The sequence below is a fragment of the Pricia mediterranea genome (assembly GCF_032248455.1).
Classification (GTDB): domain Bacteria; phylum Bacteroidota; class Bacteroidia; order Flavobacteriales; family Flavobacteriaceae; genus Pricia; species Pricia mediterranea.
Map to the genome: position 1 here is coordinate 848302 of NZ_JAVTTP010000001.1, position 14752 is coordinate 863053.

Annotated in this window: 4 protein-coding genes; all 4 read right to left on the bottom strand. The window is 49.8% G+C overall.

Annotated features, from left to right (window positions below):
* Positions 1-483: 483 nt before the first annotated feature.
* From RQM65_RS03645 to RQM65_RS03660, 4 genes are read right to left on the bottom strand one after another with little or no spacing between them, the layout of a single operon-like run.
* Positions 484-2358 carry a hypothetical protein gene (locus tag RQM65_RS03645; protein ID WP_314012817.1) on the bottom strand — a complete coding sequence of 625 codons (1875 nt, stop codon included), beginning with the start codon at positions 2356-2358 and terminating at the stop codon, positions 484-486.
* Positions 2351-7972 (bottom strand): hypothetical protein, encoded by a 5622-nt coding sequence (locus tag RQM65_RS03650; protein ID WP_314012819.1) that lies wholly within the window; start codon positions 7970-7972, stop codon positions 2351-2353. Before RQM65_RS03650 ends, RQM65_RS03645 begins: the two co-directional genes overlap by 8 nt.
* Positions 7973-7982: 10 nt before the next feature.
* On the bottom strand, positions 7983-11333 hold the full coding sequence (locus tag RQM65_RS03655) for a hypothetical protein (RefSeq protein ID WP_314012821.1): 3351 nt from the start codon (positions 11331-11333) through the stop codon (positions 7983-7985).
* A complete protein-coding gene (locus RQM65_RS03660) occupies positions 11330-14749 on the bottom strand; it encodes a DUF6603 domain-containing protein (protein WP_314012823.1) in 3420 nt (1139 codons plus the stop codon). The genes RQM65_RS03655 and RQM65_RS03660 overlap by 4 nt, the downstream gene beginning before the upstream one ends.
* Positions 14750-14752: the final 3 nt, after the last annotated feature.

A 14752-nucleotide genomic window follows, 5' to 3' on the forward strand; every position in this document is an offset into this window, starting at 1 on the left:
TTTTTTTATCGCATTTGTTTTATCCTTTTCATTCTATGCCCCCAGATTCGCAACCATTGACCTTATCCCAAAAATAGGACAAAATTTTCCATTCAACTGTAGCCTTCCCCTTTTTGGCAGGCATATAAAAAATGATATACCGGATTTTGTGGAGTTCCGTTATTGCCAAGGTCAACGGTTGACCGCATGTCAGTTTGTAGAAAATTTTCCGTAATTATTTATTTGGTTCCTTGTTAGCGGGATGATTATTAGGTCACTAGTACAGAAGTCGTAAGAAATCTCCGTTCATGGGTATTTTTGGACCTAGCTTGAGAGGTAAAATTCAAAAGAAAAAACTGGGGCGAGAGAACAACTACAATTTAGTAAAAATCATCTTAACAGATTTTAAGATTTCACCCACAAATAGTATATTTCATTTACAATAAGGGAAATTTGTAATCATTCAATAGTTAATGGTTTGAACCTCCCATTACTACGCTGATTTTATGACCTCTTTTTTGTGGGCACTATCTGATCGAACGCAAGGCCGCTATGGCCTTCCCCCCTACCGGTCTGTTTTCTAGCCCCAAACCAGTTCACCACTTTGCCATTGTACCACCTGGTCCTTTGGTAGGTCTGATAGGCACGGATACCCGCCCTGGGGATTTCTTCTTCGTGGATAAAATAGGCCTCGACCGGATCTTTATCCAGCCCTTCGCGTACCAACTGGGTCCTTGGTTTTATCTTCTGGGCGTTGCCCGGGGCATCGTTCTCCAAAATGCGGGGCATGGAGGCCCGTTGTAATTGGATTTCCCTTGAGCTTCCCTCCACATGCACGGGAATAAACGGAATCCAATTTTCCGGCACCGTATTCATGATCTGGTAGCGAATATTGGCCTTGAATTCGATATCCTCAGGAACGATAATGCCGTCCCCGATTTCCTGGTTCAATATTTTTTGATAGAATTTATGCAGTTCAAAGGCAGCCTCCCCTCCGTGCTTTCCGGTACCTGATGGCAGCGGAATCTTTTTTTCGATGGCCCAGACCATGTTGGCGATCTCATCGCGGATAAATAGGATTTCTTCTAAGGGTTTGCCTTCAAGGATTTTTTCTACGGTGGGAAGGACCAACAGGCTATTGTCCGCAGGTTCCTGTTGGTTTCCCTTGGTATTCAAGGAATACATATTCCAGCGTTTCCAGGCATCGTCCAACCCTTTTCCGGCGGGTTCTACCCAGATTTTTTCCCCAAAAACATTGGTGACGGAGAGTCCCTTTACGTTGGAGATACTACCAGCTGGAAGCGTAAACGGCACCAAAAACCAATCGTTGGCATAGATGAGTCCGAATTCGATAAACAGCAGTTTGTTCAGATCGGTGGTATCGGGATCGATATCCCCAAAATTGGTCTGTCCGTCCTCAAACCGCCACCATCGGGTATGGGGCATCCCATCAAAGGAGATGGTGGTGGGGAAGAACGAATTGGTGTCCCTTGTCCTTGGATCGGGGGGAAGTACAACCTCCGGTTCGGTTTCCAAGGTTAGTTTGTTCGGATCGATATCCAGATTGTACCAATCAAGATGGCCGTGGTAGTATTCATCGGCCACCATCACTTTCTCATCGGTTTCATCGGGTGCCGAAACGGAAAATTGATATTCCATCCTCGGGGGCAGCCACGCATTGTTATTTTCATCCTCGGGTTGAAGGAAAAATTCCTCGAACCAGGTTGTAAATCTATCGCCCAAGGCATCCAAAGCGGCATCACCGGCTTGGGTAGTACCGTCGGAGGCTGCATTGCCTTCCTTAAGATGGGTATAAAGCGCATAGCCGTCCATACTGCGTTCGGCCACCGCGGCAAATTGTTGCCATGCCTCCCTATGGGCCGTTATTCGTCCCGAAGCTTTCTCGTCCGGATCCGGAAGGATAAAAGGATACAGTCCAATATATTCGCTCCGCAGGGCAGCCGGGAAATCGGATTGGATCAATTTTAGCCAATGCCTCCCCATCATAAGACGGATGTCAAGGGAAATCTCTTGGGCCCCCAATTTAAAGGGAACTTTTTTCTGCTCCACCTTGGCTTCCAAGGGTACCTTGTCGTCATAGGCCTGTACCTGCATGCCATCGGCCTGATATTTGGTAAGCCTGGTAGTGGCCATCTGTATTTTCGCAAAGGCCGGCGATCCGGCATCGTCGCCCCTAAACTCGCCCAACTGCCACTGTTTGGTAAGCATCCATAGGGGATCGCGAACCTCGGCCTTTAAAGCACGGTCAAAATCGTCTGCCCGTGGCCTTGCCTCCAAGCGGTTCCAGAGCGTAATGGTGGGGAGGAGCTTTTTGGTGAGTACCTCTGTAATATTATTGACGGCTACGTAATTATTCATTGTTGTCTATATCTAATTCGTTATATATCATATTGTTGAAGGAATAGTTGAGCGAGGCGGTAATGGGATGTACGGTCACCGACGAGACGGTTGCCGGCAGGAATCGGGCGTAGGCGGTCTGGTCTATCTGTTCTGGTTCCAAGGCGCGCTTTTTGGCCAGATCCAAGGTCTCGTTTACGATATCCATCAGGTCGTTCCACTGCCATTCCCCTGTAAATCGGGGCGTCATAGCCATCAACATCACCTGGGGCGGCTCGGAATTGGGCCGATCGTAGTGGAAGGTTACGCCAACATCTTCCGTTTTGGAGGGAATGACCTCGGTCCACTCGTCCAGCAGAAGTCCACATTGCCGCTGAGTCTTATCAAAAGGTACGGCATAGTGGGCGGTGTACAATATCTTATCGTTTAGGATTTCGTGGTTTTCCGGATAGTCCAAAGCCAACCAACTATCGTTCTCCTGATAGGGCAGCTGTACGGGATGGATCTCCAAGGTATTCGTGGTAAAGGCCTCCCGTAGGGCGACCACATTTTCCCAGTGGTGAATTTTTTCACGTACCCGTGCTACCCCATACCGCCATTCGTCCAAGGGGAAATCCACTTGGGCGGTATGCTCCAGGTAATCCATCAGTTGGCCGGTATCGTTAAAGGAATTGGACCACTCATCCGCCTGTTTTTGGGGAAGATCAAATTCGGGTACCATTTTAAAATCCGCCCCGAAAAGCTGCTTCCCGGCATCCTGAAGCAATTCCACCTGTTTTTTACTGGCGGTCAGGGCAGCAGCCTCATCCACCAGTTGCTGGGATTTCTGGGTACGCTTGTCCAAATCTGCATCCACGAGCCCTGCATAGGTATTCAATTCATCGGCAAACAGGACGATCTGGTCTTCCTGATCCGTTAAGGTCATGGGATCCACATCAAAATCGTCTATCGGAAGTTCGGCGTTCACCGCAGCGATCAGATCGGCCAACTTGGCGTGATTGGCATTCAAGATGGCCACAAATGCATCTTTCTTAGTTTCAAAAGCGTTGCCTTTGGTGGTCAGTTTATTCCTGAATTCCAATGGAGTGGGCAATTGGGGCGATTCGGGAAGGGTCGTCACAAGGCGTTCGGCACTATAGAGTAGTTCAAAACGCTTTTCATCCGGGGTTGTCGGATCCAAGTTGTCATACTCCGTCAGGGCAGTTCCGAAATCGGTCAACCTTTGTTCCCAACGTTGAATCAAAGCCTCTACCTTCTCCGCCACGGCCTTGTATAACACCCTTCTTCTATCATAGGCAAAACCGATCCCCGTCTGTGGCAATCCATAGGCGCTCAGCCTTGCGAGAATATCGATCAGATCCGTTATAAACGTATCGATATCCGATAAAAGTTGCGCCCTGTTGGTTTCGGGATCTGCTACCAAGGGGGACAAGGTGCCCAAGTAGGTGCCGATGTCCGTCCTACTATTTTCGATGCCCTGCTTGGCTACCGCGATTCGGGTATCGTCCAAGAAGAGGGACTCGTTCTCGGCCGACTTCGATTCCGTGGGCAAAGAAACATCCATGGGCTCCAAAGGGCGCGATTGGAGAAGAAGACTTCTCAGACTGTTCATCTGAGCGGCCAATTCAAAGAAGCTGATCCTGCCGGGGATGCGTTCCGTATATTTTATTTTTATTTCGGCATCGGGCCTGGGGGCAAAGGTATCGTGTATGTGTTTTATTATACGATCGTCCAAGGCCGTCATGGCCTGGTCGTTATCGGTATTTACCAAATACAGGAGATCGATAGGCTGTAGGTCGAGCGCCTTTTGGGTAATCTGCTCTTTCTTTTCCGTATCGGAAACATGGTCAAAATAACTGACGATAGCGGCAACATCGTCCTCATCGGGCAATACCGAGTTGAGCCAGCTATTGATGGCCGGCTCGCCCTGTGACCTTGGGGTAACGGGCATGCTGTTGGGCGAGACCGCGGGATCCACGTTTGTCTCAAATTGCAGGCCAAAGCGATGCGTAATGTTGATTCCGCTCCTTGGGGTCTGTACGACCTCCGGAATAGGCGGAAAATTGCCCTTACTATAGGTATCCATGGTAGCGGCGGCCCTATCGTAATTGCCGAGCACCACCTGGTGTACACTTTCCGCCATGGCGACATCCGCTACGGCATCGTTCAGGTTTTCAATATTCCGAACCTGCTCGTTTATCGCATTGATGATGGCCTGCGAAGGAGCGTCCGGGCCCGAGGTCTTGAGAATATTTTCCTTGCCAAAGGGATAGGAGGTATTCCCGGTTTCCTTGATATGTTCTATGAGGCCAAGGCCATCGACCACGTTACTTGCCTCAATGGCTTCTATGGCATCGGTATCCTCGGTTCTGGTATCCTTTAGTTTGTCCGCCCTGAAGGGGAAGGCTTTTCGCAGTTTATGGATATGGAAATCGATGAGGGTAAGGCCCGTATTTTGGTCGTGCAGTTCCCGTTCCAGATAATAGCCCAACAGGGCGGATAGACTTTGCCCGGAACGAACCCCTTCAATAAGCGAAAGGGCCTTACGCACCCGCTCCGAGGAGAGGTTGATCTCAAAAGTCTCCGGGTCGTCGTCGGACATATAGGCGTTTCTTAGGATGGCCGCGGTAACGGCGTGGTTCAGGGAGGGGGCGGTGATAAAACCACCGTTGGTGGCATCGGTCATCAACTGGGGTTCGTCCGGCTGGTTAAAATGTTCCTTCAGCTCCGGGTCCTCTAAATTTTTCGGTTCCAAAACCTTATTTTCCGGCCGTATGTCTTCCAACCAGCCGTAGGCCCCCAAATAGGTTCCTTTTTGGTAAGGGGTTTCAGAATCGATATTTTCCCTAAACCGCATAGCGGCCAATTGGTAGTTCATAAAACCGTTCTTCCAGGCATCCAACCGATAGGTACAAAGGTCGATATGCTCCGTAAAAGCCCGTTCAAGCCTTGCCGTCGGGGCTTTGGCGAGGTGTTGCAAGGCATTTAATTGTTCCCTGAGATAGGCCGTAGCCAATTCCGTATTCAGAATGGTGGGGATGTAATCGCCTAGGCTAAGGTTCTGGGAACCCGTAATGACCTCATCCGTACGATAGAGGTATTTCCACTTGCTTTCTGTCTCCTGTACTTCGGGCTGTACGTGCATAAAGGCGGGATCGAGTTTTGCCGCCCTGAATTCCGAGGTAGAAATTCGGTTGGCCTTTAGGTTCAGGTCCAGACTTACATTGATATATCCCATATCCAGGGAATGCTTCAACATAAGGTATAGCAAGGCAGTGGGAATCTTATTGTCCAAAAATCCCTGTTGTTTTCTAAGGGTGTCGTGGGAGGTATTGGCGGCTTCAATAAGCCATTCAATATAGTTCTTGGCATCGGGTTCCGGGGTATAGGAACGGATGGGCTCCGTTTCCGATAATTTCCGGTCGTCTATCAGGTCCCTGTACAGTTTGTTTTCGCTTTTCAGGAATATCTTTTCGAGGATATCCGGGATTTCATCCCCCTTATGACCAAAGTCCCTGAGTAAATCCATCCCACTGGTAGCATAGAATCCGGCTATGACAAGGGATATGGCGTTGGACAGGCCCCCGTGGAGTTTGAATCGGTTCACAATGGCCTCATAACTCTCCGCATATCGCTGGTAGAATTCCACCGAAACCGGATTAAGTCCCACGATATCCAACAGCAGTTGATGGGCGTCCTCCCCATCCTTGCCCACGAAGGCAATATCATTTCGTACCGAGGCAAAGTCCGTATCGAATTTTTGGAGGATTTGGTACAGTTTGCGGAGGAAGGAATCGCTCCCGTCGGTCCATGGTATCCCATGAGGTCTGATAAGACGCCTCTCCCCAAGCCAACCGAGATCGGAAAAGGTGGTGGCAGGAAGAATTCCGTAGGGCTGATTCCCGATTTTTATGGCCGGGACAGGGCCCCGGCCACTGACAAAATTATTCATGAACCAGCGGGTTTTTTCCATATCGTCATCACTGAACACTTCCTGCATCATGGTTTCCATCATATATCCCATGGTAGCCGGGAACAGGGCAATGTTCATGGCCTTGGCCTCACGTTGGTCGGTAAGGGCGGCATTGTAGGTTTTTTGGAAGGTGTGGTAGTCCACTCCCAGCCATTCCGCCAACCATTGTCCGTCCTTTTTCTGGAGCCAGTTGTGTTCTATGGAAAATTGTTCTTCATGTTTAAGGTGGTCAAAACTGGTATCGGCATCGTCTATAAAATCATGCCCCGAACCTTCTTCCTCGGTATTGTTGGTCGGGGTACCCTGTGGAAGAATAGTAAATCCCTTCTTGCTGTTTTCGTGATTTTTGAAAAGGGTCTCCAGCAATTCCGATCCTTTTTGTTCATCGGCGCTCAACTTCAATCCCAGGGCTACGATCCTATCAAAGCCCCTTACAGCCTGGATATCGGTCAAATTGATTTTGAAACCCAGTCCTTTAAGTACGGCCTCGTCAAAATCGACCATCCATTTGAGATCGTCGTTGACCTTCAGATTGCCGTCTTCCTGTTGTAGCTGCTCGTCATCCTCCAAGGAAGGATCGGGGCCCATGATCAAGGGCGACGGTATTTGGTTTCCGATGACCTGAAAGGCAATATCGCTGTCGTTATTCGTATGGCTACTTCCCTGATAGCCGGTAACCACGAACCGGTCTGGCATCACATTGGTTTTGGGGGCCTGGGACCATGATTGCTGCTTGGTCTCCACCTCCTCGTCGTTGGGAAACTGTATAAAGAGTACCTTGACGTTGATACCATCTTCGGATACCCGCGTCTTATCGTCAAAGTTGGCGGGTTTTTGGTTTTTTAGAATGTCTGCCGCACTCCCTGCCCCCACTTCGGCCTCCAAGTCCTCGTAGGCATCCTCCTGTTTTTGCTTGTCGGTATGCGCCAGCCAGTAGTCCGCCCAGAAGGTGGTAAGGGTTTCGGCCTCGTTCTGTGGGGGCAGTTCCTCTACGGCAATGCTCAGGAAAAAATCGTTTTCCGCCACATTCTGCGGTTGGTCCGAGGTGTTGATAGGCTTGTACTGTTCGGTAATGTAACGGGCACGGCCAGATCCGTAGGTGGCCACCAAGGCCCTCCAAGCGGTACGCTCCATCGCTTCCCTACCGCCTGCCTGCCAGATACCATGCCAATATTTTTGGGCGCTTCTTACCTCACTCTCGGACAAGACCGACTCAAAGGAATCAACGGCGCAATCGTCGGGATAAATACGCACCCAAAGTTGGTGCCTTTCCCTATCGTCACTGACTACCTTTTTAAACCGTGTTTCTATTCGCACCGGCATCAATAGGAAGGGATAATCGTCACTCAGGCGGTCGACGAATTCCCTTGGGTCGGAGAAGGGGTCGTATTGGGCGAGAATATCATCGGCTGCCAACAGTTGTTCCTCCAAGGTGATCTGCCACTGCCGGGCCTCTTCCTTGGCTCTTTTCTCCCTTTGTTCCAAGCGTTGTTTTGCCGCATTGTCCGCATCGCGGTCCGGATCGAAACCGCGCTGCAAGCGCTCCTTTTCCCTTTGGATCCTCTTTAATTTTTCCTTTTTAAGGAATAGCTGATGCTTGGCCTCGTCCCTGTTCTTTTGAACGGCGTTCAGGTTTTCCCTTATGTCGATAAAATCTGGCATCTTCTCTGCTTTAGGTTTGTTTTGGCAACATTTCGGCGGCGTGAACGGCCACCATTACCGGTACTTGATATAGGATATAGGCCAGTTCGGCCGAATTCATATCCTTGCTCCAGATAATATTCTTATCCTCGGGATTTTGATCTTCCTTTTCCGGTTCGTCGGTCGGATTAAAATCCGCTATTTCGATGGTCTCGGTTGCATTGGTAATTTCGAGGAAATTGCCCGTAGGTTGTACCCTTTCCCAAGAAAGGTCGTTCCACACATCGATGGGCTGATCGTCCGCAGGCTCCAGATCCAATCCGAAACGGGGTTCCCCTGGGCGTTCCTTGATTACAAAAAACCAACCCGGTTCGTCATCGGGATTGTCCCCTGTACCCCCTTGGGCCTCTTTGGCGGTAATGTCAAAACCAAAGAAGGTAATGTCCGGATCCACCTTGGCTTCGTATAGCGGCGTTTTTACCTTATCCTTGGGCGGATTTTCCTCCTCCGAGGCGGACAGTTCCGTTAACACCCGTTCCACCCTTGAATCGATGTTGCCATCATCGTCGAGTTGCCATTCCGCCTTATGGGCATAGATAATGGCATTTGGATATTTCTTTAACAGCTCTCCGCGGATGACCAGTACCAATTCTTCTTCTTTGTCCCCTCCTTCTTCCCGGTGATCGTGGTCGCCCAATTCCGAAAATTTGGACCATCGGTGCAAGGGCGGAATGTCCCGCATCCTTTCCTTGAGCTCCTCTTCGGTAAGTCCGGTTTCTTCCGGCATAAAATCTGAAACATCCCAAAATTGCCTGAAGTAACTCCCTCTTTGATCTGTTGGGTATTCACGCCACAACAGTTCCCTAGCAAATTCATGGTTCAGGCCCACCATATAGGCCTCTATAAACTTCTGGTTGGTCTCCAGAAGGGAAATACTGTTCTGGGAAATAAAGTTGATGTTGGGCAGGAACAGTTCGGCGGAGATATTCTTTAATGGTTCGTACATGGGAATATCAAATTCCGGATAGGCCATGGCCTCCACGAATTTTTCCACCAACTGTAATCTTATCCGTGCGGGGATCAGTACTGCGTTAAAGATCATTTTGGGGATGGTAAGTTCCGGATTGATTACCGTAAAGGTAGTATTGACCAACATGGCCAGGTCCAGTGCCGGTTTGGGTACCACCTTGCCAACGGTTCTACTCTTGTCCAAAAGATGGAAGGAATCCTTTAGGGCGGACTTAAAATTGACGGCTTCCAGACTATCGGTTCCTCCAAAAGTGGGTGTAAATCCGGAATTGATGGGCGTTATTTTAAAGTCGGGACTTGTGGGCAGTTCATCTACCGCCTCGGGTTTCATATTGTCTTCCTTGACCGATTCCGCATTCCCAAGCTGTTTTTCCCAACGGTCGAACTGATAGAACAGATAGGCGAACACCGCTACTGCCGTTCCTAATATGGCCAGGATGGCGCCACTAGCGGAAAAGAGGAATAGCAACAACAGAATAATCAGTGCCAGCACTAGGAATACCCATTTTGACCAAGGATATTTTTTGATCCAGTCTCCCAACCACGGTGGAAGGTTACTAGGCTTGGCATCCTCGGCCACATCGTCTATGGTGGGCAGATCTGCAGGTACGGTTTTGGGAGGTGCCGGGAAGACCTCGCCGTTGTTAATCCTTTCCACGAGATTAAAGGGCTTTACAATTCCGTTAAAGGGAAGCGCCTTCATCAACCGGCTGCCAGGCCGCATCACCCTCCGCATAGCGGTCGAGGTGATCACCAAGGGAACCCTGCTCCGTTTTACAGTGCTGTGGACGGTAACGCCCTCGGCAATTACCCTTTTTTGTACTGGCCTGGTGAGAAAGAAAGCTTTTTCCGGATTGGCGGTTACCATGGGTCTTAGGTGTTTATCGTACCAAACCCATGAGGTTTCCTTGGCAAGCTGTGCCAACCGTATCTTTCTATTGGCCTCTAGGATATCCCCTACCTGTTTCCAGGCGGCCATCATATAATTTTCTTGGTTTTCCTGTACCACATGGGTGCCAAATCCGGCCGCTACCCGATATCTGGGATCTAAGTTGAGTTCGTGTACCCAGTTGTCGTTGGGGGAGATATCACCGCCGTCCCTTTCCTTTAGCAAGCGCTGCACAAGGGCATGCCAACGGCCATAAAGAGGTGCGGTGATCAGTGGATCCCTATCCTCCGGATTGTTTTGGGGATCTAGGCCCAGGCCCGAATCGGCATTGGCCTGCTCCGCCGTCTTGGCATCGTAGTCGTCCGCAAGATTGATAAAGCCGGCTAGGTCCTTCTGAAATTGGTGGGGGTACGGGTTTTGGTCCCAGTTGTCGTATTTCAATACGTCGTCTTTGTCTTCCTGCTTTAGGGTATCGAAGGGAATTTTCAGTGCCCCGCCCAATTTCAGGATACCTTCCAGGTCGGGATCGGTGATACCGCTTACGTTCACCCCGGGCTTTTGTACGTCGATCGGGCGACGGCCGACGCGACTATCCACAGGTCTTGGTTCCAAGAGCCGTACCAGGTATTCAAAGTCGCCTACAGTTCCCGTTCTAAAATACCATCTGTGGTAGTAGGGATGTAAGGCTGCCTGCTCCTTACCGGTGTAGGTTTCCCAAGCAATTTGTTCTACGCCCGGGGTAGCGGAAGGGTCCAATCCCAGTCCGGCCAAGCGGCCGCTTTCAAAAGAGGGGACCAAAAAAGCGTGGTAGGGCGTATTGGGTTCCAACTTTCTTGGGCCTACGATCCTGGAATAGGCCAAATCGGGGTTTTTGTTCAGGAGACTTTTCAGATCGGCAATAACACCGTCTATTTCCGCCCCTTCGGCGACGATATTGTCCTCCCCGTCTATCAGGGATTCATTGGCATGTACATGCGCCCAGGCCCATAGCTGATCCTTTGGGGGAAAGGTGGCCTCGGGATCGGTAGCTTCTATAAAATTCAGGGGCCTATAGATCATATTGGTCCCCTCCTTAAACTCGTCCTCCTTCAAGACCACTAAGGTCATCCATGGGGTAAGCCTATCATGCGCCTGCGGCACGGATGGGCTATAGCGCCACGGGAAATCCTCATCATAGAATTCCACGTAGGGCATATAGTTGGCTTCAAAGTTGGTGATCCAGTCCCGGGGTTCGTTCCTGACAATCGCCTTTTTATCGACCCCAATGATATCCCCAGGGCCGTACAGTGCTACATTTCGTACTATTTCCTGTTCCAGATCTGCTCCTTCCAAAGCGTTCCCCGTCACTTTGAGCTTAACGGGAATAACGGCCCTGGCCGTCGTTGCGTTGCCAGGATCTATCTTGTTGGCGATGCCCTGTCGTAGCCATGGTAAAAACGTATATGTTGCTATAGTATCGCTCATGCTGCCGTATTTATTTCATGATTGGGTAGTACATGTAGCTCGCCTTCCAACTCCGGATTGGCTTTGACCTGGTTGGTAACAAATTCCATCGCCTGTGCCTGACTGCTAAAGCTCTTACCGCCAAATTGGGTGTTGTCGGTCATACTTGCCGCAGAATAACCGGGATCCTGCACCTTTACCTTGCTGTCAAAAGGCTGTACCTTTTTAAGGTTGGCGTGGGAGACCTGCGATCTTGCCACGGCATTCCCCCTAAGGAATATGTTGAATACAGAGGTGATAAATTTGAAGAAAAGCCTAACTCCCCGTTTGAAATTCGTATCGATGGTAATAAGTTCGTACCGGATATGACGTTTTACGGATTTTCCGGTCTTTAACTGTTCCCCTGCGGCGGAGAGCTCCATACCACCTTCTATGGCTTGGTATGAAGGACTTGAAAGTTTCTCGGCATCCTTTAGATCTACAAATTGGGCAATGGCGAACTTTTCCTTGATGTCATTGATCTTGGAAAGTTCATTATCGGCAGGTGCCAAGGTAAAGTGATTGGCATCATCGGGTTTTTGGGTACCCAGTTTATCCAAAGTCAATTCCAGCGGAACGGCCCGTTGGGTCACTTGAAGGGAGCCTACGGGATGCAGCACCAATTCCGCCAGGTCGTCAATTTCACGAAGCGATACGAACAAGGTATTGTTGGAGGGTATCAAAGCCGTCCAGTTTTCCTGCTTTTCGTATTCCGCTACCAACAGCGGCATAACCGAAATCGGCGGTAGTTCGGTATCTTTTTCCTCGCCCCAGGTAAAGTCGAAGTCCACTTCGATATCGAAGAAGAGCAACGAAATGGAACCGGTACCCTTGGCATGCCATGGCGATGGTCCCTCCAAGGACATTTTTACCTTCACGCTAAACAAGCCTATGCCGAATACCTTGACGGAAAGGGAGGCGGAAAGTTGGATGATCATATAGAAGGGTGAAAACTGGAACAGGGCATCGAAGCCTATGTGCCCTTCTACGTTCAGTGCGCTCATCCCAAAATACAGCTCGGCCCTAGCCCCGAACTGCGCTGTATTGGAGGTCACCGCAAAATAGCCCATGACCCGTATCCTACCCCAGGATTCGTTCAGGATATTGATCGAAATTCGGACGGGATTGGGGAAAGGCAATGGCGGTGGATTAAAAGCAGGGTGGAATCCTCCGACGGCAGACACAAAATTGGAATCGCTGCCCCAACCGACCAAGAGCCCCATCTCTCCTTCCAACGTGATGAAAAGTACGCGCGAATCGTACATACTGGCAAAGAACCACAGGCGGTCTTTATCGAACTCAATCGCCCCGATAAAGTTCACTTGCAATACGATCAGGGCGGCCTCCTCTGTGGGCAGGGCGATTTTTATGATCCCTAGGATGGCGATGTTACCGGGAATTTCAATAATGATGCCCAATGATATACTGATAAGCGTAGGGGTACCCCAGCCAAGTTTCGCCATAGGCCCGATAAGGAACTTGTCTTGTTCTACGGGGAAAAAATTCCGAAGGTCACTGATAATCTTGGGTGCATTTTCCACCACATTGGTGGGGAACATAATACTTTCCGTAGCCCCGGTACGTACTCCCTCGGCCAAGGCATCCAAGCGCATCGTTCGGTTGAGGCCCAACAGGCCGCCTACACCTAATAGCGTAAAGCCAAAACCCAGCTGAATGCCCGTACCGAACTCGGCCGTAATAATGATGATCAATGAAAATCCGTCCGAGCCGTCCGGCATTTTGGTGGTGATAAGGCCGATTGCCTTAAGGGAGACGATCTCGCTAAAGGTGAGTTCCAACGCCCCTGCATATTCACCTTTGTCAAAATCAAAAAAGAGGTAGCCTCCGCCTTTGACGACCCCCGCATCTACGGAAAGACCCACGCCGTTCGGGGGTTTAAAGCCCAACGAGAAGTCCAATGGCCCCAGGTTGCCCTGACCGTCATCGGGAAAGTCGAAGGCCACATTGGCCCCCAGCCTATCTACGGAGGCGGCTAAAGGACCCAAGTTTAATTTTAAACTACTACTCAGTTCAATAGCTACCGGATCGGGATCGAACAGTTTGGCGATAAAGAAAATACTTGTTATCTCCAATGGGCCTAAGGAGATATGGCTCGGGAATTGAAGTTCCAGCCCGCCGCTACCGTGTATCATGACACCATCCGCAGAGAAATCCGCTCCCAGTGAAAAGTTGGCTTCGGCAGCCTCTAAAGGAATTACGGACGAGAGAAAGCCATCGCTACCCGAAAAGTCCAAGGTCAGTTTTCCGTCATCCAGGGCCACTGAAAAAGAAGGGTCAAAGGTGGCCGTGCCTTCCGATGGATTCCAGGTAGCCGTAATTGAATTTCCAAAACTGACGGTACCCACTTCCAACCTCGTGCCCCCGGGAAGGCCTACCAACAACATCGATTGCCCGGGTTTATTGGCAAGGAGTTCATTGTTTATCGTTAGTGCTATGTCGCCCGTGGGAGGTTGTAGTTTAAAATTGCCATTGGGTATATCTATGAGGCCCTGGACCCCTGCGGAGAAACTGCCTTCAAATCCGGATTTTAGTGACCAAGGTTCGATTAAGGGATAGGTATTTTCTACTTTGCCGTTTCCGGGCACCCGCAGTTCAAATCCAAGTGCAGGCGGGTTGAAAGCATTGTTTGCCTGAAGGTGTAACAGGAACATTTCAAAAATTGGCGGTTGCCCACTTATTTCGATAATATCCGTCGGGAAATCGAGAGGCTCCGTAATCTTCTCAATACGTTTAAAGAGCTTTCTACCATCAAAACCTGGTTTTCCAAGGTCTGTAAGTTCTTCGATATAGCCGGCCGGCGATTTAAACAGGTCCACCAATCTGTTTAACATCAACCGCCTTTGGAAATAGGGAGGTCGGGTAATATCATCGCCATCTTCGTTCAAAAGATTTTTCTCCGCGAACCCAATGAAATCGAGAACACCGAAAAATTTTGGCAATTTTTCCTCCAAGAGCCTTACTGCCATAGATTCCAGGATTCTTGGGATAAAACCATCGAAGAAATCCTGAAAATGGGCCTTTTGGGCGGCGGAGAGGGATCCATCCGACTGTGCCATTTGATTAACGGTCTCCCCCAGTTGCACGGCTCCCTGTATCACTGAAAATACATGTTCGCCCAATACCGCACCTTTGGCTATAATCTGCAATGCGTCCCCATTGTCTATCGCTTGGGTAAGTTGTTCGGTAGCTTGCGGTAGGGAGCCTGCCGAGGACTTTACTGTATTCAACGCCCCGTTCAGTTGGGGGTCATTGTGCCAAGAGGCTGGAAAGCCAATGCCCAGATCATGTATAAAGCCAGAGCTCAACTCCTCCGAAAGCGGTTGCAAGGCTTCCGATAAATGCTTAAGAACAACTTCAAATGTACCGGCGTTGGGCATTTT